We start from the raw sequence: 21,995 nt of genomic DNA, 5'->3' as shown, positions 1-21,995 counted from the left end.
TCTTTATAGGATTTATATATATGCTTCTTATTAAAACAAGACGCGACACTCTGCTGGCACCGTTGCAGGCCGTTTCGGGGATAGTTGAGAGGCGTCACACATTGCCCATCCTGTCGAACGTCTTGCTCGAAAAGCGGGGCGATGTGTTGACCCTTCTGGCCACCGATATAGAAATCCAGATCACCAGTTCGAGCAGCGATACGACCGGTGATGGCGATGGCGCGGTGACGGTCGGCGCGAGAAAGCTGCAGGAGATTCTGCGTTCCTTGCCAGAAGCTGCCGAAGTGAGCCTGGTTCTGGACGACCGGCGCCTGCAGGTAAAGGCTGGTAAGAGTCGCTTCAGTCTGCAGACCTTGCCGGCTGATGACTTTCCGTGCCTGGCGGTGGCCGAGGGCGAAGTCAAGCGTTTCACTGTCGCGCAGAAGGCGTTCCGCAGTTTGCTGGCGCAAACGCAGTACGCGATGGCGACGCAAGACGTACGCTACTACCTGAACGGGCTTCTGCTGCTCTTTGATGGCAGTCAGTTGCGCGCCGTGGCCACGGATGGACATCGTCTGGCCTACGCCAGCATGCCGCTCGAAGACGCTCCCCAAGCTTTGCGGGCCGAGGGTGCCGCGCGCCAGGAATTGATTCTGCCCCGCAAGACGGTGATCGAACTGAACAGGCTGCTCGCTGATAGCGACGAAGCGCTTTCGATCGAGATGCTGCCGAACCAGATTCGTTTCCAGTTCGGCCATATCAGCTTGATCTCGAAGCTGATCGACGGTCGCTTCCCGGACTACGAGCGAGTCATTCCGGCTAGCCTGAGGAACGTCGTTTCGGTCAGTCGCACGCTCTTGCTGCAGTCGATGGTCAGGGCGGCGATTCTGACCAATGAGAAATTCCGCGGCGTTCGTCTGATGCTTGCCGAGGGCTCTCTCAAGATCATGGCTGCCAACGCCGAGCAGGAAGAAGCGCTCGAAGAGATCGAAGTCGAGTACGATGGAGAAGCACTCGACGTCGGTTTCAATGTTGCTTACCTGCTCGACGTGTTGAACAACCGCTCGGAGGAAAGCATCGAATGGGGCTTCAACGACGCCAATTCAAGTGCGCTGTTGACCATTCCTGGCAACGAGCGATTCCGCTACGTGGTTATGCCAATGCGCATCTGAGGGGATGCGCGGGCCGAACAGCAACACCAGTGCTTAAACCGACGACAGATAGTTTGGATCAAAGAATGAGTGAAGAAAACGAGCAAGCCGCCTACGACGAAACGAGCATCCTGCAACTGGAAGGCCTGGAGGCGGTGCGCAAGCGCCCGGGGATGTACATCGGTGACACCTCTGATGGGACGGGTTTGCACCACATGGTTTTCGAGGTGGTCGATAATGCCATTGACGAGGCGCTGGCCGGTCACTGCGACGACATTGTCATTACCATTCATGTTGATAATTCAATTTCGGTGACCGACAACGGTCGTGGAATCCCGACCGGTGTGAAGTTCGATGACCGTAACGAGCCGAAGCGGTCGGCCGCGGAGATCGTGATGTGCGTGCTGCACGCTGGTGGCAAGTTCAACCAGAATTCGTACAAGGTTTCCGGAGGTTTGCACGGCGTTGGCGTCTCCTGCGTCAACGCCTTGTCAAAGTGGTTGCGGCTGACCATTCGCCGCGATGGTCAGAAGCATTTCATCGAGTTCAATCGTGGCAAGGTCGTCGACCGTCCACTCGAGATGCAACGGGGAGTCGAGGTATCACCGACGAGGATTCTTGGCCACACCGAGAAGCGCGGCACCGAACTGCACTTCATGGCCGACGAGGAAATCTTCGGCGAGGTCGAGTTCCACTACGAAATCATTGCCAAGCGTTTGCGCGAGCTGTCTTTCCTCAACAACGGCGTGAAGATCCGCCTGATCGATCAGCGCAACGGCAAGGAAGAAGACTTTGCTTTTCTGGGCGGGGTTCAGGGTTTCGTCGAATACATCAATCGCAGCAAGTCGGTACTGCATCCGAATATTTTCCATGCGGAAGGTGAATCGCTGAGTGTCAATGGCCCGATCAGCGTCGAAGTGGCCATGCAATGGAACGACAGCTACGCCGAACAGGTTCTGTGCTTCACCAACAACATCCCGCAGGCTGACGGTGGAACGCACATGACCGGCCTGCGGGCGGCGATGACGCGGGTCATCAATCGCTATATCGAAGAGAACGAGATCGCCAAGAAGGCCAAGGTCGATATCGCCGGCGACGACATGCGTGAAGGCCTGGCCTGCGTGCTGTCGGTGAAAATGCCCGATCCGAAGTTTGCCTCGCAGACCAAGATGAAACTGGTTTCATCGGAAGCGCGACCGGCGGTCGAAGAGGTGGTGGCGGCCAAGCTGAGCGAGTTTCTTCAGGAGCGGCCGCTTGACGCCAAGGTGATTACCGGCAAGATCGTCGAAGCGGCGCGGGCACGCGACGCAGCCAGAAAAGCGAGGGAGATGACGCGCCGCAAGGGTTTGCTCGACGGCGTCGGCTTGCCCGGGAAGCTGGCAGATTGCCAGGAGAAAGACCCGGCGCTTTGCGAGCTATACCTGGTCGAGGGAGATTCCGCCGGCGGTTCTGCGAAGCAGGGTCGCGACCGAAAGTTCCAGGCCATCCTGCCGTTGAAGGGAAAGATCCTCAACGTCGAGAAAGCGCGCTTTGACAAGCTGATTTCTTCGCAAGAGATCGTCACCCTGATTACCGCGCTTGGCACCGGTATCGGTAAGGATGAGTACAAGCCGGAGAAGCTGCGTTATCACCGCCTGATCATCATGACCGATGCTGATGTCGATGGTGCCCACATCCGTACCCTGCTGCTTACCTTCTTCTATCGTCAGATGCCCGAGTTGATCGAGAATGGGCACATGTACATTGCGCAGCCACCGCTGTACAAGGTTAAGCACGGCAAGACCGAGCGCTACATCAAGGACGACCAAGCGCTCAAGCAGTTTCTGCTGACTCTGGCACTGGAGGGTTCGGTGCTCACACCGAAGAGCGGTGCGCGGGAGATTTCCGGGGCTGTTCTGGAAGAGCTGGCGCGCGAGTATCTGCTCGCCGAAGCGGTCATCAACCGTCTGTCGCATCTGATAAATCCCGAGGTGCTGCACGCTTTGATCGATGCCAATCTGAAAGTCGACGTCGGCGACGAGGCGTCGGCAACAGCGACTGCAGTAGCTCTGATGGAAGCCGTTGGCGGCAAGCTGGGGATCAAGATCTTCGCGCGTTACGATGACGCCGAGGAGCGCTGGCAACTACGCCTGGAAAAAGTGCTGCATGGCAATCTCAAAGTTGGTGTCATCGATGAGGATCTGCTGGTCAGCGGCGATTACACGCAAATGCGCAAGACGGCCGAACTTCTGGCCGGCCTGTTTGGCCCTGGGGGCGTCGTGGTCCGCGGTGAAAAGCAGCAGGCAGTCGGCAGTTTTTCCGAAACGATGAAGTGGCTACTCGATGAAGTCGAGCGTACGGTCAGCAAGCAGCGCTACAAAGGGCTTGGTGAAATGAACCCTGATCAGCTCTGGGAAACGACCATGGACCCGAAAGTGCGGCGCTTGTTGAAAGTTCAGATCGAGGACGCGATTCGTGCCGACGAGATCTTCACCACCTTGATGGGTGAGCTGGTCGAACCGCGGCGTAACTTCATCGAAGTGAATGCTTTGGCGGCGCGGAATATTGACGTTTGAGTATTCTCGGCTGTGAAGTCATCTAGGGTGACTCACGGAGATCGGGAAAAAGCTCCGTTGAGCTCGGCTTTCGTTGCTCACGGTCTGCAGAAAGAGGCGGTCGGCTGTGGGCAACAAGCTCTTCGGCCTAGTGGTCGTTCGACGGGGAAGAGCCAGAAATGCTTTACGCATCAACCGGAAAGCCGTCTGAGAAAGTAGGTTCAATCGGCTAGGCGCTGCCAGCCACACCTCGTATAATTCCGACACCGGAGTTGTGGCTGCAACAACGAAATCGTGGTGGTCTATGTGTAAGCATCGTCGTCTTCCGACGATGGCACGTCGTCCATACAATCTGATCTTGGAGAAAGTACACAATCATGACGATACATCTCTACTTTTCGCTGGTCCCCGAAGCCCTGATCGCGTCCATGCTGGAACCGGAGGAGTTCGGGCAATACTACTCAACCGGGCATAGCTACAAATCCAAGGGGCAAGCGATCTTCTTCGAGGTCGATGTGAACTTTCGTCATGAGTTCTTCAACATCGATGAGGGCTTGAAGCGCTGTGTCGCGCACCCTGATGGTACCCCCAAGAACTCGGTTTATATTTCCGTGTACCGAGTACTTGAGCATATTCCGGTGAGCGCTCTCGGCAAACTGTATCTGGGCACCGCCTACGGCCAGACGCTTGGCTTGAGCCGCTCCGATTCGCTTCCGGCGAAAGGGAAGGGCTTGCACATGTATCAGGATCTGGCGCCGATCAACAGCCTGGTGGTGAGCGCGCAGGACCCGAAGACTTACTATGAAAGTATCACCAGTCAGCCAAACAAGTTCATTCGCTTCCCTGGCCTGTGCTTTGTCGAGTTGAGCCTGGGCGCACTGGCGACGGATCCCGGCGCCGGTGCCATCGGCGATTTGCCGTACTCGTTCGTTCACCATCTGCGCGAGGCTTTGCTGGAAGTGGATCCAAGCGGCAAGCAAAGCAAGCTGGTGCATCGGGTGCACTCACTTGAGTTTCCCTACCGGATGATCAAAAACGGTATCTATATGGGTAACGGCACTGATCTGGTGTTTTACGAAATTCCGTCGCATGAGACCTTGCGTCAGGACCACAGCCAGTGGTGGCGCTCCTGCAATCTGTAATGCCGTCTAGCAGGAAGCCGAGATGGACGACCATTTCGGCTGTTCTTTTAGCGCAACGCGCAAGCTGGCGGAAATAAGGTCTTTTTCAGGCCTGAAGCGCTGGCAGCGCTTTGCGGAATCGCGCGGAAGGTAATGGGTGCCGGGAAGACAAGCAGCAAAGGCGGCTCACGCCGTGAGATGCGGCTGCCGCTCGTGTGCAACTCGTTCTGCGTTCTGGAAAGGTCCCTGGGCTTCTGCAGCCACGAACGACGGGTAGGGCGCACGCACGCGGAATTCTGCCGGGCGAAGAAATTCCAGTTCATTCCCAAGTATGCGAATAGTATGTTGTGTGAATTAGCCGTTGGCATGATTCATACCATAGGTGGCCGCCTGAGCCTTTTGTCTTCAGGCGGCGACGGACCATTTCCCGTACTCGCAGTGTGCAATCGGGCTTGCACGTCGGCATCGTTCGACGCGCAGGGAGCATGGTCCCTGAATTCCGCGTCTCACCCCCAGCCCTTTCTTACGCACTGAGGCTAAGGGAAATTGTGAGTCGCCTACTCGACGACTTGCACATTAACAGTTGAAGGAAGGTCGTATCCATGGTCACCAATCTCTCGATTAGCATTGGCGTGCTGACCAGTGGCGGCGATGCCCAAGGCATGAATGCCGCAGTGCGCGCGGTAGTCCGCGCGGCGTTGCACCGGGGCGTCGGCGTGCACGCCATTCTTGAGGGCTATCAGGGCATGGTGGATGGCGGCGACCGCATTCGCTCACTTTCCTGGGACGATGTCGGCAGCATTCTACACCGGGGCGGAACGATCATCGGGACAGCGCGCTGCCCGGCGTTTCGCGAGCGCGACGGCCGGCTGACCGCAGCCAGAAACCTCCTCCAGCACGGAATCGACCGGCTGGTGGTGATCGGCGGCGACGGTAGCTTGACAGGTGCCAACTTGTTTCGGCAGGAGTGGCCGAGTCTCTTGGCGGAACTGGTTCAGCGCGGCGAGATCGACGAGATCACCGCGCAACGGCATCCGGCACTGATGATTACCGGCTTGGTCGGCTCTATTGACAACGACATGGTTGGCACCGACATGACCATCGGTGCCGATTCAGCGCTGCACCGAATCGTCGAGGCCATTGACGCCATTAGCAGCACGGCCGCCAGCCACCAGCGTACATTCGTGGTTGAGGTGATGGGCCGCCACTGTGGCTATTTGGCCCTAATGAGCGCGATCGCCGGCGGTGCGGACTATGTCCTGATCCCGGAAAGTCCGCCGCCAGACGACTGGCAGGAAGAGATGTGCGAGCGTTTGCGCAGCGGTCGGGCGGCCGGTCGCCGCGATAGTATTGTCGTTGTCGCCGAAGGGGCGTGCGACAAGGAAGGCCAGGCGATCACTAGCGAGCAGGTGCGGCAGGTGCTTCAAGACCGGCTTGGTGAGGACACGCGGGTGACTATTCTCGGCCACGTTCAGCGCGGCGGCACGCCAAGCGCCTTCGATCGTTGCATGAGCACACTGGTCGGCCACGCCGCCGTTCAGGAGCTGTTGTCGGCCACCGAGGACAGTGAACCGCAAATGGTTGGTATGCGCTACAACCGGGTACGACACGCGCCCTTGATGCTTTGCGTGGAGCAAACTCAAAACGTAGCCAGAAGAATTGCCGCGCATGACTATGCGGCAGCAATGGAGTTGCGCGGCAGCAGCTTTACGGAGATGTTTCATACTTTCAAGGCGATGGCTGGCGCGCCGCCCAGTGTCAAAGCGCCGGTTCGCCGGCGCCGGCTAGCTGTGCTGCACGGCGGTGGGCTTGCGCCAGGGATGAATACCGCGGCGCGCGCCGCCGTTCGGCTCGGGCTGGATCGCGGCCACACGATGCTCGGAGTGCGTGGCAGTTTCGAGGGTCTGCTGGCCGGCCGGATCGACGAGCTAAGTTGGGGCGACGTAGAGGGTTGGGCGGCCATGGGCGGCGCCGAACTAGGTACGACCCGGCAGGCGCCGACCGTCGAGCAGCTGTATACCGTGGCGCGCGCGCTAGAAACTCACGGCATAGACGGCTTGCTGATCATCGGTGGCTGGCTGGCCTACCGGGTCGCCCATACTCTGTACAGCGAGCGAGAACGCTATCCGGCCTTCAAGATTCCGATGATTTGTCTGCCCGCGAGCATTGACAACAACCTCCCCGGTTCGGAGCTGAGCATTGGCGCCGACACTGCTCTCAACGCCATCGTTGAGGCCCTCGATCGCATCAAGCAGTCGGCGATGGCAGCGCGGCGTTGCTTCGTGGTCGAAGTAATGGGCCGCTACTGCGGCTACCTGGCGCTGATGAGTGGTCTGGCAAGCGGCGCCGAGCGCATCTATCTGCCCGAAGAAGGGGTCTCGCTCAAGGACCTGCAAGCAGACGTGGAACGGATGATCGAGAGCTTTCATGGCGGTCGGCGTTTCTACCTCACGATTCGTAACGAACGTGCAAACGCCCAGTACACGACCGATTTCATGTGCCGGCTGTTCGAGGAGGAAGGCCACGGCCTGTTCGACGTGCGCCAGGCGATCCTGGGTCATGTCCAGCAGGGGGGTAACCCGTCTCCGTTCGATCGCGTGCTGGCCACCCGTCTGGCGGCTCATTGTATCGATTTCCTGACCGCGGAACTGCAGCGCGGCTCGGCCGCCGGGGCCTATATTGGCCTGGTCGAAGGCAAGGTGATGATCTCTGCGATCAACCGTATGCATGACGTCGTTGATCTGCAGCATCGGCGGCCGACGCAGCAATGGTGGCTGGATTTGCAGCCGGTCATGCGGACCATGGCGAAGCCGAAAGAGGAAGCTGTGGATGCCTGCCCCGGCCTGCTCGTCGCCGGAGAGCTCCGGCGATAGGCATTCCGCGACCTTGACGAGCGGGCTCTTGAAAGCCCCCACTTCTGCTCCAGGAGCATAGGAAGAGAAAGCGGACGGCGCCAGTACTCGAGGTCATCAGCCTCCTTGCTTTTGTGGCCTCCGCACTGCTCGTCCGCAGCCGCTAAGCTGCCTGGCGATAGGTGTTGATCGCATCGCGAGTGGCCATGGCCACTCGCCGTGCCGCGGCTGCGAAATCTTCTTCGTTGCCGGCATAGAGGATGGCGCGCGAGGAATTGATCAGCAGGCCGTCGCCCGTTGCCGTACAGCCGGCGCGGACGGTAGCTTCGATGTCGCCGCCCTGGGCGCCGATTCCCGGCACGAGCAGGGGCATGTTGCCGGTAAGTTCGCGGACGCGGGCGATTTCGCCAGGGAAGGTGGCGCCGACGACGAGCGCGCACTGGCCGCTCTGGTTCCAGTTGCCGCTGATCAGGCGGGCGAGGCGCTCGTAGAGCTTTTCACCACCGACGTCGAGGAACTGCAGGTCGCTGCCGCCGGGGTTCGAGGTTCGGCAGAGCAGGATGATGCCCTTGTCGCCGTAAGCCAGATAGGGTTCGATGGAGTCGCGTCCCATGTAGGGGTTGACGGTCAGCGCGTCCGCTTTGAAACGTTCGAAGGCTTCGATGGCGTATTGCTCGGCGGTACTGCCAATGTCGCCGCGCTTGGCATCGAGGATTACCGGTATCGTCGGGTGGGCGCTGTGAATGTGGCCGATCAGTGCTTGTAGCTGGTCTTCGGCGCCCTGGGCGGCGAAATAGGCGATCTGCGGTTTGAACGAGCAGACCAGATCGGCGGTGGCGTCGACGATTCCTTTGCAGAAAGTGAGAATGGCGTCAGGCTGGCCGCGCAAGTGGGCCGGGAAGCGCGCTGGGTCGGGGTCGAGGCCGACGCACAGCAGACTATTGCGGTCCTGCCAGGCGGCGTTGAGGGCGTGCATGAAGTTCATCGGATGATCATCGCTGGTAAGAAAAACTGCATTCTAACGGCCACGACTTGATCAGATGGCGGCGATCCTGCCTTGCCTTCGGCGAAAAAGGTAGACTCTGAGTCTTTTGAGTACGGAGGCAGCTTGAAGACACTGGAGCACGACGTCTACCTTGCCATGCGCGCCGGGGCGGCTGTTCTTGAGGCAGACGGTTTTGGGGACAAGGTCTTGGGGCTTGCTGACGGGACGATCCTCAAGCTCTTTCGCCGCAAGCGCCTGTTTTCGTCAGCAGCCTGGTCGCCCTATGCACAACGCTTTGCCGACCATGCCGAGGCTCTCCACCAGCGCCACATTCCGGCGCCGGTGATCATCGCTGTGTGGCGAATTCCTTCGATTGGGCGCGATGCTGTGCACTACCAGCCGCTGGCCGGGAAGACGCTGCGTGAAATGCTGCGCGAGGGCCTTGACCCGGCGATAGAGCCGGGCTTGAAAGCGGCGTTCACGGATTTCATCATTCGTTTGCATGAAGCCGGCGTGTATTTTCGCTCCTTGCATCTCGGCAACGTGGTTTACACGCCCGATCAGGAATTCGGGCTGATCGACATTTCCGACGCACGCATTGGGCCGCGCTCGCTGAGCAAGCAGCTACGCGCGCGCAACCTTCGCCGCTTGCAGGGCATCGACGGAGAGAGCGACTGGGTGGATTACTCCGTGGTGATGAACGGTGCTTTACAAGGCAGGCCTCGAACCCTATAATGCGCGCTTCTTTCGGGGGGGGTATAGCTCAGCTGGGAGAGCGCTTGCATGGCATGCAAGAGGTCCGCGGTTCGATCCCGCGTACCTCCACCAGCAAGGCGAAAGATGTCAGTTCCGGGTCCCCATCGTCTAGAGGCCTAGGACACTACCCTTTCACGGTAGGTACCGGGGTTCGAATCCCCGTGGGGACGCCAGCGCTACTGCAGTTCTTGCAGGCGCCACGCACAACGAGGTCGAGGCTTTGCTTGCCGCCTACCGGGAACCCGGGGCAGCCATCGCGTGCTCGGTTTAGGGTGCCAAATCCACAGCTTACGGCGGCGAGTGCGTCGCTATTGACTCGGCAGTTATCCGCTGATCACCAATAATGGTGTCCGCGGCGTGCTTTTCCGTAGCAGCGAGCGTGGCCGAAAGATATCAATATTCTTGCCAAAGTCCAGCGATTCCAGTAACTTGGGCGCTCACGTTGGGGGTGCCGCGCTGCTAGGGTGTGGCTGAGAGAGTCCCTTCGAACCTGTACGGGTCATGCCGTCGTAGGGAAGCGGAGCGCACCATGTTTGCTTTGTGCGCAGGGTGATAGCCTTCACTCCGTCTCGCTCGTCTTGCCGACCCCTTGCACGCTGCACGTTTGCGTAGCGCTTTTGCCTTACCCCTCTGCAAGGAAACACCATGAACGCTAACGAGAAGTTCATCGCCGCTGACGCTCACGTCGACCAGGCTGCGATCCAGCCCTTGCCGAATTCCCGCAAGATTTACGTTACCGGAAGTCGCGCTGATCTGCGCGTGCCGATGCGCGAAATTTCTCAGGCCGATACCGATACCGCTTTCGGCGGCGAGAAAAACCCGCCGATTTATGTTTACGACTGCTCGGGACCGTACTCCGATCCGCAGGCGACGATCGATATCCGCCAGGGCCTGCCGGCGCTGCGCGCGCAGTGGATTGCCGAGCGTGGTGATAGTGAGGCGCTCGGCGGCCTGAGTTCTGATTTTGGGCGTGTTCGCGCCGCTGATGCGGCGCTCGACGATCTGCGTTTTCCCGGTCTGCAGCGCCGCCCGCTACGCGCCCGGGGTGGCGCCAACGTCAGCCAGATGCATTACGCGCGGCGTGGCATCATCACTCCGGAAATGGAATACGTCGCCATTCGCGAAAACAACAATCGCCGCGCCTACATCGAGCAATTGCAGGCTTCCGGGCCTCAGGGCGAACGTTTCGCCGAGATTCTCTGCCGTCAGCATCCTGGCAACAGTTTCGGCGCCAGTATTCCGGAGGAGATCACGCCGGAGTTCGTGCGTTCGGAAGTGGCTCGTGGGCGAGCGATCATTCCCTGCAACATCAATCACCCGGAAAGCGAGCCGATGATCATCGGTCGTAACTTCCTGACCAAGATCAATGCCAATATCGGCAATTCGGCGCTGGGTTCGAGCATTCAGGAAGAGGTCGAGAAGATGACCTGGTCGATCCGCTGGGGCGGCGACACGGTGATGGATCTATCGACTGGAAAGAACATTCACGAAACGCGCGAGTGGATCATTCGCAATAGCCCCGTACCGATCGGCACGGTGCCGATCTACCAGGCGCTAGAGAAGGTCAATGGCAAGGCTGAAGACCTGACCTGGGAGATCTTCCGCGATACCTTGATCGAGCAGGCCGAGCAGGGCGTCGACTACTTCACGATTCACGCCGGGGTGTTGTTGCGCTATGTGCCGCTGACCGCCAACCGGCTAACCGGCATCGTTTCGCGCGGTGGTTCGATCATGGCCAAGTGGTGTCTCGCGCACCACCAGGAGAGTTTCCTGTACACGCACTTCGAAGAGATCTGCGCGATCATGAAAGCCTACGATGTGGCTTTCAGCCTCGGTGATGGCTTGCGTCCGGGGTCTATCTACGATGCCAACGACGCCGCCCAACTAGGCGAACTGGAAACGCTCGGCGAGCTGACCGACATCGCCTGGAAGCACGACGTGCAGGTGATGATCGAGGGTCCGGGCCATGTGCCGATGCACATGATCAAGGAGAACATGGAACTGCAGCTCGAGCAGTGCAAGGAAGCGCCGTTTTACACCCTTGGCCCCTTGACCACCGATATCGCTCCTGGCTACGACCACATCACCAGCGGTATCGGTGCGGCGATGATTGGCTGGTTCGGTACCGCCATGCTCTGCTACGTGACGCCAAAAGAGCACCTCGGGCTGCCGGACAAGGACGATGTGAAGGTGGGCATCATTACCTACAAATTGGCGGCACATGCTTCCGATCTGGCGAAAGGCCACCCGGGTGCGCAGATTCGCGACAACGCGCTGTCGAAGGCGCGCTTCGAGTTTCGCTGGGACGACCAGTTCAACCTGGGCCTGGACCCCGACAAGGCGCGCGAGTTTCACGACGAGACCCTGCCCAAGGAGTCGGCCAAGGTGGCGCACTTCTGCTCGATGTGCGGCCCGCATTTCTGTTCGATGAAGATCACCCAGGAAGTCCGGGAGTTCGCCGCGGCACAGGGAGTCAGTGAGGCACAGGCGCTGAGCAAGGGGATGGAGGCGAAAGCGATCGAGTTCGTGAAGGCCGGTGCAGAGGTGTATCGAAAGGTCTGAACGCGGGGCTTCAGCGCCGGCAGCGGGCCTTGCTTGCCGCTCAGGGGGATGGCACGGTCGCTGCTGGCGCGGCCTTCTGCGGCTTGCCGTTCGACCCCTGAGCAGCGTACAGGCAGGCGGCGATGCCGGTGGCGATGCCGTCGGCCATGCGTGCCTGGCGGCTGGCGTCGAGCAGCAACAACTCCTCGTCACGGTTTTTGATCACTCCCGCTTCGAAGAGTACCGCCGGTAGCGTCGTGCGGTAGAGGACGACAAGCTTGTCGTAGTAGTGCACCGCGTTGGTTGCGTCGGCCACCGCGCGCGGTGTTCCGGAGGGCGGATTGGCATGATGGCGGGCGGGCTGGAAACCCATCCGCCGCAGGCGGGCGCCGATTGCTGACGCACAGCGCAGGCTGGTCGCCAGATCGGGGCTGTCATGTGAAACGAAGAGCGCGAAGCCGCTGTAGTCATCGCTGTAGGTCTGCGGGCTTCCCTGCCAATCCCATTCCTGCAGTAGATCGGCGTGCACTGAATCGTGGTGGATTGAAATGAAAAAGTCGGTGCCGGCGGCCTGTTCGGGGCGGGCGGCCAGACTTTCTATCTTGCCGTCAAAGTTTATGGGTCGGACGTCCAGCTGGCGTAAGCCGAGTTCGCGGCTCACCCGTTTCGCAAGCACGCGGTTGAAGTCGAATTCACGGCCACCACGCGCGCTGCTTGCGCCGTGGGCAGCCAGCGTGTGACCGGCGTCGACCGCCACCTCGGCTGCGCCGACAGTGCTGGTCAGCAAGGCGAGAACGCCGCTGACGACGATGGTCGTCAAGCTGCGCAAGTCCAAGCGCTGATAGATGACGCCGCGACAGGATAGGGTCCTACGCACTCTAGAAATCCTTGGCGGCTTCCCAGAGAATGAAGCCGTCCTCTTTCTGCGTCCACTCCAGGAGTTCGATCAGTGGGAAGGCGCGCTGAGCCAATCCGATTGGCGGGTCATCTTCTGGATGATCACCTTCGCTACCTTCATTTTTTTCGGGGGCGGTGGACGGCGCGGGAAGCCCGGCGGCGACGTTGCGCCTGCCGCCGGCCACGGCCGTTCGCAGGCGTTCGATGGCTTCGGGTAGTTGCTCGGCGGTAATCACGCCGCGCGCCGTGCAGTCCTTACGAAGGATTTCGAGGAGTTGGCGGGCGGCAGCTGCGAACATCATGATCTGTCCGGAGGTGCTCGAGTTGAATTTGACCAGCATGCTCGGCTTTCCTTGAGGTTGAGTAGCGTACTGTCTATTGTCGTCGCTGGTGCAGCTGAGAACAATAGCCGGCCTTGGGCAAGGCGATTGCTGTGCTTCCTTCGGATGCTCGTGGTACAGGTCGTGTACACTGCGAGCATGAGTCCAAACCTTGAGCAACAAGAGTACTGTCGGCCGCTGAGAACCTGCGCCCGTTGCACCGCTTTTCCTGGGGAGCAATGATGATCGAGCTGGAACGTTTGTTGCGATCGCAGGGCTTTGGCAGCAGAGCTGACTGCCGGGCGCTGGTTCGCTCGGGCAGCGTCTGGGTTGCCGGGCAGCTCTGCGACAATCCCTTCGCGCGCTTCGAGGCGGACGGCCTGAGCTTCACGGTGGACGGTGTTGCCTGGGTTTATCGGCGCTTCGCCTATCTGGCACTACACAAGCCGGCGGGCTACGAATGCTCACAACGCCCTTTACATCATCCCAGCGTCTACTCGCTTCTTCCCGATCCCTTGCTGACCCGCGGTGTGCAGGCAGTTGGACGGCTCGACGAAGACAGCACCGGGCTCTTGCTGCTGACCGACGACGGGCAGTTCATACATCGCTATACCTCACCGAAAAAAGCGGTGCCCAAGGTCTATGAGGTGACAACACGACATGGCGTTGATGCGCCACAGATGTCCGCCCTGCTGGCTGGCGTGGTGCTAAACGACGACCCCAGGCCGGTTGCCGCGCAGGACTGTGTCCTTCTCGGCCCGCGCTGCCTGCGCCTGACGGTAACCGAGGGTCGCTATCATCTGGTCAAGCGCATGCTCGCCGCCGCCGGCAATCGGGTGGAGGCGCTGCATCGGATCAGCATCGGCGGTTTCGTGTTGCCAGCATCGCTCGCGGTGGGAAAGTGGATGTGGCTGGAGACGGCGGAGCTGGAACGGCTGGCGGCCGACAAGGTCAGCACGTTCTGAAACGAGAGGATCGCCGATGACCCTGACCGAGTTGCGCTACATCGCGATGCTTGCTCGTGAGAAGCATTTCGGCCGGGCGGCGGAGAAATGTCACGTCAGCCAACCGACCTTGTCGGTGGCCTTGAAGAAGTTCGAGCAGCGCTACGGCGTGGTTCTCTTCGAGCGATCGTCTGCCGAGGTGCGCTTGACGATGCTTGGTGAACAGATGGCCATTCAGGCGGAACGGGTTCTGGAGGAGGCGGGTAGACTGAAGGAACTCGTCGAGCAGGGCAAAGATCCCTTGTTGGGGCCCTTGCGCCTGGGGGTCATTTACACCATCGCACCGTACTTGCTGCCGCGTCTGATCCCCGCCCTGCATGCGCGTGCGCCGCGGATGCCACTTTTTCTGCACGAGAACTTTACGGTAAATCTGAGTGCGCAGTTGCGTCGCGGCGAACTGGATGTGATTGTCGTCGCCTTGCCATTCGGCGAAGCAGGCATCGTTTCGCGGGTGGTTTACGAGGAGCCGTTTTGCATGGTCTTGCCGAACGGGCATCCGCTCACGCGGCAAGCCCTAATCGACCCGGATCAGGTCGCTGCCGAGAATCTGCTGCTGCTCGGCAATGGGAATTGCTTCCGTGATCAAGTGGTGCAGGCGTGCCCCAAGCTTTCGGCAGCGGGCGGTACCGACGGCGCGCTGGAGGGGAGCTCGCTCGAGACGGTGCGTTACATGGTTGCCAGTGGCGCCGGTCTTTCGGTAGTGCCGGTCTCAGCGGCGGCGGCGTGGCCGCACGACGAGCTGTTGGAGTTTCGCGAGTTCCGTGATCCGGTGCCGGTGCGCAAGGTGGTGATCGCTTGGCGGGCGAGCTTCCCGCGGCCGCAGGCGATTGACGTCTTGCGCGCGGCGATCCTGGACGCACCGCCGCCCGGCGTGCTTGCGGGCTGACGAGTGCTGCTTGCGGCGCTGCGCCGCGCGGCTGTTTCACGTGAAACAGCCGCGCGCAGGGTTGTCCGTGAGTGAGCGGCTGCTGGTACTAGCTGGCCACCTTTTTGCGCGAGCTGGGTTTCTTTCCTGTTTCTGGCGTGTCAGTGTCGGTCTTGGTGGCGGCTGGCTTCTTGCTGGTCACTTTTGCTTCGCGTTTTTCGAACTCGAAGCCGACTTTTCCATCGCTGCCGCGTACCAGAAAGGCAGAAAACTTGCGGCGCGTACGCGCCGAGACGAAGCCGCGCAGCAGGTCGGTCCGCCCGGTACTCAATAGCTTCTGCATCTGTTCGGGCTCGATCGGCTGCTGGAGAATGATCGTCCCCGAACGGAAGTCACAGCTCTTGTTGGGCCCTTGCGATTTCTCGCAAACGTAGGCCATGCCGTGCGGGAATACGCGGGCGCCGCACTTCGGGCAGGCGCCCTGGGCTTCGCTCTGCGAGAAGTCGACTTCTTCGGCGGCGTCGCCGGCACTTCCCTGGCCAAAGTCAAACTCAGGTGCGTTGTCGGCGTTTAGTTTGATGATCGCGTTGAAGGGGCGTCCCATCTTGTTGCGGAAGCCGGTCAGTGGTCCGATCTTACGCTCGGTGAGCAGTTCATCAATCTCGCGGTCTTCGAACTGACGACCGGCGACAATCTTCCAGAGGGAGAAATCGCAGGCCTGGCACTGAAACTTCTTGTAGGTTTCCTTGATCAGGCCGCCGCACTTCGGACAAGGTGTTTTCAGTTCGCCGAAATCACCGGGGATGGTGTCGCTATCGTAGCTCTTGGCACGAGTAACGATGCCCTCGGTCATCGCCGCGATTTCGCTCATGAATTCCTTGCGCGACATCTCGCCCCGTTCCATGCGCGCGAGCTTCCATTCCCATTCTCCGGTCAGCTCCGGGGCCGTCAGCTCCGGAATGCCCAGGCCGTTGAGCAGGGTCATCAGCGAGAAAGCCTTGGCGGTCGGCTGCAGTTCGCGGCCGTCGCGGTGAAGATACTGTTCGGCGATCAGGTTCTCGATGATCTGCGCACGCGTTGCCGGCGTGCCGAGGCCACGTCCAGCCATCGCCGCGCGCAGTTCCTCGTCGTCCATCGTTTTGCCGGCGCCCTCCATGGCGGTCAGTAGCGTTGCTTCCGAGTAGCGCGGCGGCGGCTTGGTTTCATGTGCGTTGAGGAGTATCTCTTCCGCATGCACGACTTCTTTTGGCTGTACCGCGACCAGATTGCCGTCATTGCCCTCCTGTGCGTCGCGGCCGTAGACCGCCAGCCAGCCGGGATTGACCAGCACCTTGCCTTCGGTCTTGAAGGGCTCGCCCTCGACGCGCGTGATGCGCGTCGTGATCAGTGATTCGGCGGCCGGATAGAAGACCGCAAGGAAACGCTTGACGACCATGTCGTAGAGTTTCAACTCCGGTTCAGACAGATGCTTGGGCGCCTGCAGCGTCGGGATGATCGCGAAGTGATCGGAGATCTTGGCGTTGTTGAAGATGCGCTTATTGGGCATCACCCACTGACGAGCCAGGATATTCGCGGCGAAAGGCGCATAGCGGGCGAGTGCAGATTCGTCGCTCCCTTTTATCGCGTTCTCACCGGTGAGCATCGATAGCGTTGCCTTTACCGTATCGAGGTAGTCTTCGGGCAGGGCACGAGCATCTGTCCGTGGGTAGGTCAATACCTTGTGCTTCTCGTAGAGTGCTTGCGCCAGGCCAAGCGTTGCTTTCGCGGAGAAGCCGAAGCGGCCGTTGGCTTCGCGTTGCAGGCTGGTCAGGTCGTAGAGCAGCGGCGATAGCTGCGTCGAGGGCTTCGTCTCTTCGCTGACCTCACCGTCCTTGCCGGCGCATTTCTGCTGCAGGGCGACGGCGCGGGCATCGTCCCACAAGCGGTCTGCGCGCGCGTGCTCGTCGTGGTCCTTGCCCTTGTGCTTCTCGTCGAACCACTTGCCGCGGTAGTCGCCGGCGGCACAAACGAAGAGCCCCTCGACTTCCCAGTAGGCGCGCGGTTTGAACTTGCGAATGCGGTCTTCGCGGTCGACCATCAGCGCCAGCGTTGGCGTCTGAACGCGACCGACGGTGGTCAGGTGGAAGCCACCAGTTTTCGAGTTGAAAGCGGTCATGGCGCGCGTGCCATTGATGCCGACCAACCAGTCCGACTCCGAGCGGCAGACAGCAGCGTCGCCAAGGCCTTGCATGTCGGTGCCGCTGCGCAGGCGTGAGAAGCCGTCTCTGATCGCCTGTTGGGTCATCGACTGCAGCCAGAGGCGTTCGACTGGTTTGGTATTCCTGGCGTGCTGAACGATGTAGTTGAAAATCAGTTCACCCTCGCGGCCGGCGTCGCAGGCGTTGACCAGGCTGACGACATCCTTGCGTTTGAGCAGGCGGACCAGCAACTTGAGGCGCGACTCGGTTTTCAGAATCGGCTGTAGCGCGAAGTGCGGCGGTATTACCGGCAGGTGGGCGAAAGACCACTTGCCGCGCTTGACCTCGTACTCCTCGGGACAGGCCAGTTCAAGCAGATGTCCGACGGCCGAGGAGAGGACGTAGTCGTCACTCTCGAAATAGTCTTCGTGCCGAACGAAGCCGCCGAGGGCGCGTGCAAGGTCAGCAGCGACGGAGGGTTTCTCGGTGATGATCAGTTTCTTGCTCATGGGGTCTTCATCAGTCCGGGACAGTGGTCACAATAGTGCTGGCGGGATGGCGCAAGCTTACAGCCTTGGGCGGGCCATGATAAGAGCACTCTGCCGCGCTTGGCAAGCGAGGCGGGCGGCAGGACTGTTTGCGCGAGGATCGCCGAAGGGCTGCTTGACCTGCTGTAGTCGAAGCCCCAGCCACCTCATGATAGCGAAGGGGAGCGAGCCTCAGTGGAGCAGTCGGTGCTCACCGTCGTCGAGGAGTTCCTCGACGATCAGGGGCTCAAGCGCCTGCTCGCGACTCCAGAGAATCATCAAGACGATGATCTTGAACTTGGCCAGAGGGACCGGGTCGTCATCGAGCAGCATCGCACCTTCGACGACGAGTTCGCGCAAAGCCGGTGCCAACATGTCAGCCGTCTCAAGAAAGGCGATGAAAGCGAGACACTCCAGGCCCAGCTTGCGCTGTTCTTCCGCCAGGTAGATGCGTAGCGCACGCTGATCGCAGGGATGCTCGATCGCCGGCGTGGCTTTCAGCCCGTCGAGCCAGCGCAGGGCGGTGGTGATCGCCTTTTGCTCGAAACCAACGGCGCTCAAGCGCCGTTTGAGCGTCTTGGTCTTGGGGCGGGCGCTGAAGTCGTGATAGTTCTCGAAAAGGTAGACCAGGATGTCGATCATCAGAAAGGGCTCTCAGGCTTGGGAAATGCGTTGATAGCGACCGCCCGGCAAAGCGGCGACCTGACCATCCAATTCCAAGTGGAGGAGCATCACCGAAACGACGTCAGCCGTCAAGCCGCTCCGCTGCACCAGCTCGTCCAGGCTGCAGGGATCGAATCCCATCGTCGCCAGTAGTCCGCTGTCTTGTGGACGCGCGTCACCAGGGCATGCCGGCGGCGCAGCCGCAGCCAATGGCCGCAGTGGGCAAGAGAGCTCGTCGAGGACGTCCTGAACCGTCTCTACCAGCTTGGCACCTTCTCTGATCAACTTGTGGCAGCCGCGCGAATGTGGCGAATGAATCGATCCGGGAATGGCGAATACCTCGCGTCCCTGTTCGGCGGCGAGGCGCGCGGTAATCAGCGAACCGCTATCGACGGTGGCCTCGACGACCAGGGTGCCGTGCGAGAAGCCAGAGATAAGGCGGTTGCGGCGCGGGAAGTTGGCGGCTGCGGGCGGCACGCCGAGGGGAAACTCCGAAACGATTGCCCCTCTGGCGCTTATATCCAGGGCCAGCTGCTGGTTGGCAGCCGGGTAGAGACGGTCGATCCCGGTGCCGATGAAAGCCACGGTGTTTGACGAACTTCGCAAGGCGCCGCGATGTGCGGCGGCGTCGATGCCCAGGGCCAGGCCGCTGGCGATGGTCAGTCCAGCCTCGGCAAAGGCGGCGGCGAAGCGCTCGGCGTTGTTGAGTCCTTGCGGAGTCGGGTTGCGACTGCCAACGACAGCCAGCGCTGGTTTATTCAGCAGGTCGAGGCGACCACGGACGTAGAGCAGGGTCGGCGGATCGGCAATGTGCAGCAGCGCTTGCGGGTACTCCGCGTCGGCGAGAGTGAGCAGCTGTTGGCCCGGGACTTCAGACCAGGCCAGGGCCCTTGCAACGACTGCGCGATTGTCGGTATCGAGCAGCAGGCTTGCCGCCTTGCCGCCAATGACGCCGGCGATGGTGGCGCGGCCAGCTGCGAAGATGGTCTCTGGAGGCCCGAAGGCCTTGAGGAGTTTACGTTGCGTCTTGCCGCCAACACCAGGAATCAGCGTCAGTCGTAGCCAGGCGGCCAGCGACTCGGCTGCGCCCATCTCTAGGGTGTGCGGACGAAGTCGTTGACGTCTACAGTGCCTTCGGACTGCACGACCAGGCCGTAGGAAATCCGTTGGAAGGTACGGAAGACGAAGAGTAGGCCGATGCGCGAGGGCGGAATGTCGATCACCGCCTTGTGGCCCTGCTCGTCGCGTTCATGAATGATGCGATTGCGTTCGAGAGCCAGGACGTGTCCGATCTCGATCCCGTCGGCTGTGCCGCGGTTGATCGAGATGATCGAGCCGCGGCCGGCTGCGTCGACGCCGCCATAGACGGAAACCACGCGCCCATCGACGTCAAAGTCGGGTTTGTGCGGAACGTAGGCGATCAGCGGTGGGGGGCTGGCGGGCAGCAGGCGGTCGCCAAAGCCGACTTCCTGCGTGGCCGTGACCACCTCGAAGGTTGCCGGATTGCCCACTTCGACCTGCTTCGCAGTGCCCAGGTAGAAAGCTTCATAGCCCAGGATTTCGTCGCTTTGCGGGTCCCGCAAGGGCTTGCCGTTGCGATAGATATGCCAGTCACGAGGCGCGGGGTCGGCATTGGCAACGTAGGCCAGGTCGCCGTTGCCGAGAAACACCCGATCGAGTTGGGTGGCGACGATGCGCGCCACGTTGTCGAGCGCATTCGCTTCCACGACCAGCGGGTCGGAGAGAAAAGGCCGGATGACGTTTGGCGGAATCGCCGGGATTGCCTGCTCGTTCATTTCGGAATGAATCTGTGGGTTGAGTCGGTCACGCTGCAGACGCAGCATGGCGTTGCCTTGCGCGTCGTGATCGAGGACGATTACGTCACCCGGATAGATCCAGTGCGGGTTCCTGATTTCCTGTCGGTTCATTCGCCAGATCTCCGGCCAGCGCCAGGGTTCCTTGAGGAAGGTTCCCGAGATTCCCCACAGCGTGTCACCGGGCACGACCACATGCCGTGTGGGGGCGCTATCTGCCAGTTGGAGAGTCTGCCCGGCAGCGAAACTGAGCGCGCTGACCATGGCCAGAATGAACGCGGATATAATGCGGATCATCGTGTTATCCTCGTACGAGCCTTCGTACATGGCGGTGGGGCGGGATAGCGGCGTGGCCGCATCATGTTTCGGCTGCGGGGTTCGCCCTGTTTCGCTGTTTAAGCGCGCGTATGGCCGAAGTCATCCTGCGCCCGGCGCAACAAGCGTCGGAATACCCGAGACAGTACATTAGATTCTGCACGTAGTTATTTCTTCGATCAAGCCTTTTATGCCTCTACTACCGATACTTCGCTTTCCCGATCCGCGTCTGAAGCAGGTCGCCGTGCGCGTCGAAAGCATCGACGACCAGCTTCGCCGTCTGGCGCGCGACATGGCCGAGACGATGTACGAAGCACCGGGAATCGGTCTCGCCGCGACCCAGGTGGACATCCACCAGCAGTTGATCGTCATTGATGCCTCGGAAACGAGAGATCAACTGCTCACGCTGATCAACCCGGTGATCCTCGAGCAGAACGGTCTGCAGGTTTGCGAAGAAGGTTGCTTGTCGGTGCCCGGGATTTACGACAAGGTTGCGCGCGCCGAACACGTCGTGGTCCGCTATCTTGACCTTGCTGGCGAGGAGCAGACTGTCGAAGCCGTTGGTTTGCTGGCCGTTTGTCTGCAGCACGAAATTGATCATCTGCAGGGACAGGTCTTTGTCGACCACCTTTCGCCGCTCAAACAGTTGCGGATCAGGAACAAGCTCGCCAAGCAGGCGAGAATCACCGCGTGAAACTGATTTTTGCCGGGACCCCCGACTTCGCACGCCCTGCCTTGCAGGCGATCATCGCCGCCGGTCATGAGGTGGTTGTGGTCCTGACGCAGCCTGACCGTGCCTCGGGGCGCGGCATGGCGCAGCGTGCTTCGCCCGTCAAACAGCTGGCCCTGGGATCCGGGATCGAGGTCCTGCAGCCGTCGAGCTTGAGGGATCTTGCCACGCAGGAGCAGCTACGCGCGCTTGCTTCCGAAGCAATGGTTGTCGCCGCCTATGGACTGATTCTTCCGCAGGCGGTGCTGGATATTCCCGCTTTTGGCTGCATCAACATCCATGCGTCGCTTTTGCCGCGCTGGCGCGGTGCTGCACCCGTGCAGCGGGCGATTCTCGCTGGCGACGCTGAGAGCGGGGTGTGCATCATGCAAATGGAGGCCGGCCTGGATAGCGGCCCAGTCCTGCTTTGCGAGCGCCTGCCGATCACTGCCGACGATACGGCGGCGGCGCTCAGCGACCGTCTCGCTTTGCTCGGTGCTCGCTTGATCGTCGATGCTCTGGCTCGTCTGCCGCTGCCGCCGCAAGCGCAAGCAGAGACCGGTGCCACTTACGCGGCCAAGATCGACAAGGCCGAAGCGCCCCTCGACTGGCGTCTGCCGGCCGCGCAGCTGGCCCGCCGGGTCAGAGCCTTCAACCCTTTTCCCGGAGCTTCTTGCGTGGTCGACGGCATTCTGCTCAAGGTCTGGCGTGCCAGGGCGATCACCGGCAATGGCTGGCCTGGCGAGATCCTCGTTGCCGACCGCAACGCTCTCGTCGTTGCCTGT

General features: G+C 60.7%; 18 protein-coding genes, 2 tRNA genes and 1 riboswitch. Of the genes, 12 read left to right on the top strand and 8 right to left on the bottom strand.

The window, feature by feature from the left end; all coding sequences use genetic code 11:
- The first annotated feature begins 20 nt into the window (after window positions 1–20).
- From dnaN to V5B40_RS23045, 3 genes are all read left to right on the top strand, one after another.
- On the top strand, window positions 21–1,151 hold the full coding sequence (dnaN, locus tag V5B40_RS23055) for a DNA polymerase III subunit beta (protein WP_332356747.1): 1,131 nt from the start codon (window positions 21–23) through the stop codon (window positions 1,149–1,151).
- A 65-nt stretch (window positions 1,152–1,216) separates the two neighbouring features.
- Window positions 1,217–3,685 (top strand): DNA topoisomerase (ATP-hydrolyzing) subunit B, encoded by a 2,469-nt coding sequence (gene gyrB / locus V5B40_RS23050; protein ID WP_332356746.1) that lies wholly within the window; start codon window positions 1,217–1,219, stop codon window positions 3,683–3,685.
- Between the two features lie 407 nt (window positions 3,686–4,092).
- Window positions 4,093–4,806: a hypothetical protein gene (locus tag V5B40_RS23045; protein ID WP_332356745.1), complete on the top strand. Its 714-nt coding sequence runs from the start codon at window positions 4,093–4,095 to the stop codon at window positions 4,804–4,806.
- A 47-nt stretch (window positions 4,807–4,853) separates the two neighbouring features.
- Here V5B40_RS23045 and V5B40_RS23040 read toward each other — a convergent pair whose 3' ends face one another.
- Complete coding sequence (locus tag V5B40_RS23040; protein ID WP_332356744.1) at window positions 4,854–5,108, bottom strand: hypothetical protein; 255 nt, start codon at window positions 5,106–5,108, stop codon at window positions 4,854–4,856.
- A gap of 279 nt (window positions 5,109–5,387) precedes the next feature.
- Between V5B40_RS23040 and V5B40_RS23035 the strand changes: the two genes are divergently transcribed.
- Window positions 5,388–7,658: a 6-phosphofructokinase gene (locus V5B40_RS23035; protein ID WP_332356743.1), complete on the top strand. Its 2,271-nt coding sequence runs from the start codon at window positions 5,388–5,390 to the stop codon at window positions 7,656–7,658.
- 142 nt (window positions 7,659–7,800) lie between these two features.
- Here V5B40_RS23035 and pyrF read toward each other — a convergent pair whose 3' ends face one another.
- On the bottom strand, window positions 7,801–8,622 hold the full coding sequence (gene pyrF / locus V5B40_RS23030) for an orotidine-5'-phosphate decarboxylase (RefSeq protein ID WP_332356742.1): 822 nt from the start codon (window positions 8,620–8,622) through the stop codon (window positions 7,801–7,803).
- Between the two features lie 123 nt (window positions 8,623–8,745).
- Here pyrF and V5B40_RS23025 point away from each other — a divergent pair, with 123 nt between their 5' ends.
- From V5B40_RS23025 to thiC, 4 genes are all read left to right on the top strand, one after another.
- Window positions 8,746–9,357 (top strand): toluene tolerance protein, encoded by a 612-nt coding sequence (locus V5B40_RS23025; protein ID WP_332356741.1) that lies wholly within the window; start codon window positions 8,746–8,748, stop codon window positions 9,355–9,357.
- A 17-nt stretch (window positions 9,358–9,374) separates the two neighbouring features.
- Window positions 9,375–9,450, top strand: a tRNA-Ala gene (locus V5B40_RS23020).
- 25 nt (window positions 9,451–9,475) lie between these two features.
- A tRNA-Glu gene (locus V5B40_RS23015) sits at window positions 9,476–9,551 on the top strand.
- Between the two features lie 261 nt (window positions 9,552–9,812).
- Window positions 9,813–9,911, top strand: a riboswitch (TPP riboswitch).
- A 112-nt stretch (window positions 9,912–10,023) separates the two neighbouring features.
- Entirely contained in the window at window positions 10,024–11,940 is a 1,917-nt protein-coding gene (gene thiC, locus V5B40_RS23010; protein ID WP_332356740.1) for a phosphomethylpyrimidine synthase ThiC, read from the top strand.
- 40 nt (window positions 11,941–11,980) lie between these two features.
- Here the strand turns inward: thiC and V5B40_RS23005 are convergent, their stop codons facing one another.
- Window positions 11,981–12,796, bottom strand: a complete 816-nt coding sequence (locus V5B40_RS23005; RefSeq protein WP_332356739.1) for an N-acetylmuramoyl-L-alanine amidase — start codon at window positions 12,794–12,796, stop codon at window positions 11,981–11,983.
- A 1-nt stretch (window position 12,797) separates the two neighbouring features.
- Window positions 12,798–13,157 (bottom strand): DUF1840 domain-containing protein, encoded by a 360-nt coding sequence (locus tag V5B40_RS23000; protein WP_332356738.1) that lies wholly within the window; start codon window positions 13,155–13,157, stop codon window positions 12,798–12,800.
- A 221-nt stretch (window positions 13,158–13,378) separates the two neighbouring features.
- Here V5B40_RS23000 and V5B40_RS22995 point away from each other — a divergent pair, with 221 nt between their 5' ends.
- Together V5B40_RS22995 and V5B40_RS22990 are read left to right on the top strand one after the other, a co-directional pair.
- Complete coding sequence (locus tag V5B40_RS22995; RefSeq protein WP_332356737.1) at window positions 13,379–14,101, top strand: 16S rRNA pseudouridine(516) synthase; 723 nt, start codon at window positions 13,379–13,381, stop codon at window positions 14,099–14,101.
- 16 nt (window positions 14,102–14,117) lie between these two features.
- On the top strand, window positions 14,118–15,026 hold the full coding sequence (locus V5B40_RS22990) for a hydrogen peroxide-inducible genes activator (RefSeq protein ID WP_332356736.1): 909 nt from the start codon (window positions 14,118–14,120) through the stop codon (window positions 15,024–15,026).
- A gap of 88 nt (window positions 15,027–15,114) precedes the next feature.
- On the opposite strand, the gene V5B40_RS22985 is transcribed toward V5B40_RS22990, so the two are convergent.
- From V5B40_RS22985 to V5B40_RS22970, 4 genes are all read right to left on the bottom strand, one after another.
- Complete coding sequence (locus V5B40_RS22985) at window positions 15,115–17,691, bottom strand: DNA topoisomerase III (protein WP_332356735.1); 2,577 nt, start codon at window positions 17,689–17,691, stop codon at window positions 15,115–15,117.
- Window positions 17,692–17,901: 210 nt separating this feature from the next.
- Window positions 17,902–18,351, bottom strand: coding sequence for a DUF494 family protein (locus tag V5B40_RS22980; RefSeq protein WP_332356734.1), 450 nt, complete (start codon window positions 18,349–18,351; stop codon window positions 17,902–17,904).
- Between the two features lie 12 nt (window positions 18,352–18,363).
- Window positions 18,364–19,464: a DNA-processing protein DprA gene (gene dprA / locus V5B40_RS22975; protein WP_332356733.1), complete on the bottom strand. Its 1,101-nt coding sequence runs from the start codon at window positions 19,462–19,464 to the stop codon at window positions 18,364–18,366.
- Window positions 19,465–19,466: 2 nt separating this feature from the next.
- Window positions 19,467–20,483: a LysM peptidoglycan-binding domain-containing protein gene (locus V5B40_RS22970; protein ID WP_332356732.1), complete on the bottom strand. Its 1,017-nt coding sequence runs from the start codon at window positions 20,481–20,483 to the stop codon at window positions 19,467–19,469.
- Between the two features lie 208 nt (window positions 20,484–20,691).
- Between V5B40_RS22970 and def the strand changes: the two genes are divergently transcribed.
- Both def and fmt read left to right on the top strand, forming a co-directional pair.
- Entirely contained in the window at window positions 20,692–21,195 is a 504-nt protein-coding gene (def, locus tag V5B40_RS22965) for a peptide deformylase (RefSeq protein WP_332356731.1), read from the top strand.
- Window positions 21,192–21,995: methionyl-tRNA formyltransferase (gene fmt / locus V5B40_RS22960; RefSeq protein ID WP_332356730.1), on the top strand; the 804-nt coding region annotated here is incomplete at its 3' end. The genes def and fmt, both read left to right, overlap by 4 nt.

Source organism: Candidatus Accumulibacter meliphilus, assembly GCF_036625345.1.
Taxonomy (GTDB): Bacteria; Pseudomonadota; Gammaproteobacteria; order Burkholderiales; family Rhodocyclaceae; genus Accumulibacter; species Accumulibacter meliphilus.
The sequence above is the reverse complement of the archived record's forward strand: the minus strand, read 5'-3'. Positions and strand labels throughout refer to the sequence as shown.

Bases quoted from the DNA above. Each gene is read 5' to 3' on its own strand.
- dnaN (WP_332356747.1), top strand. From the start codon at position 21: ATGCTTCTTATTAAAACAAGACGCGACACTCTGCTGGCACCGTTGCAG.
- gyrB (WP_332356746.1), top strand. From the start codon at position 1,217: ATGAGTGAAGAAAACGAGCAAGCCGCCTACGACGAAACGAGCATCCTG.
- V5B40_RS23045 (WP_332356745.1), top strand. From the start codon at position 4,093: ATGCTGGAACCGGAGGAGTTCGGGCAATACTACTCAACCGGGCATAGC.
- V5B40_RS23040 (WP_332356744.1), bottom strand. From the start codon at position 5,108: ATGAACTGGAATTTCTTCGCCCGGCAGAATTCCGCGTGCGTGCGCCCT.
- V5B40_RS23035 (WP_332356743.1), top strand. From the start codon at position 5,388: ATGGTCACCAATCTCTCGATTAGCATTGGCGTGCTGACCAGTGGCGGC.
- pyrF (WP_332356742.1), bottom strand. From the start codon at position 8,622: ATGAACTTCATGCACGCCCTCAACGCCGCCTGGCAGGACCGCAATAGT.
- thiC (WP_332356740.1), top strand. From the start codon at position 10,024: ATGAACGCTAACGAGAAGTTCATCGCCGCTGACGCTCACGTCGACCAG.
- V5B40_RS23000 (WP_332356738.1), bottom strand. From the start codon at position 13,157: ATGCTGGTCAAATTCAACTCGAGCACCTCCGGACAGATCATGATGTTC.
- V5B40_RS22995 (WP_332356737.1), top strand. From the start codon at position 13,379: ATGATCGAGCTGGAACGTTTGTTGCGATCGCAGGGCTTTGGCAGCAGA.
- V5B40_RS22990 (WP_332356736.1), top strand. From the start codon at position 14,118: ATGACCCTGACCGAGTTGCGCTACATCGCGATGCTTGCTCGTGAGAAG.
- V5B40_RS22985 (WP_332356735.1), bottom strand. From the start codon at position 17,691: ATGAGCAAGAAACTGATCATCACCGAGAAACCCTCCGTCGCTGCTGAC.
- V5B40_RS22980 (WP_332356734.1), bottom strand. From the start codon at position 18,351: ATGATCGACATCCTGGTCTACCTTTTCGAGAACTATCACGACTTCAGC.
- dprA (WP_332356733.1), bottom strand. From the start codon at position 19,464: ATGGGCGCAGCCGAGTCGCTGGCCGCCTGGCTACGACTGACGCTGATT.
- V5B40_RS22970 (WP_332356732.1), bottom strand. From the start codon at position 20,483: ATGATCCGCATTATATCCGCGTTCATTCTGGCCATGGTCAGCGCGCTC.
- def (WP_332356731.1), top strand. From the start codon at position 20,692: ATGCCTCTACTACCGATACTTCGCTTTCCCGATCCGCGTCTGAAGCAG.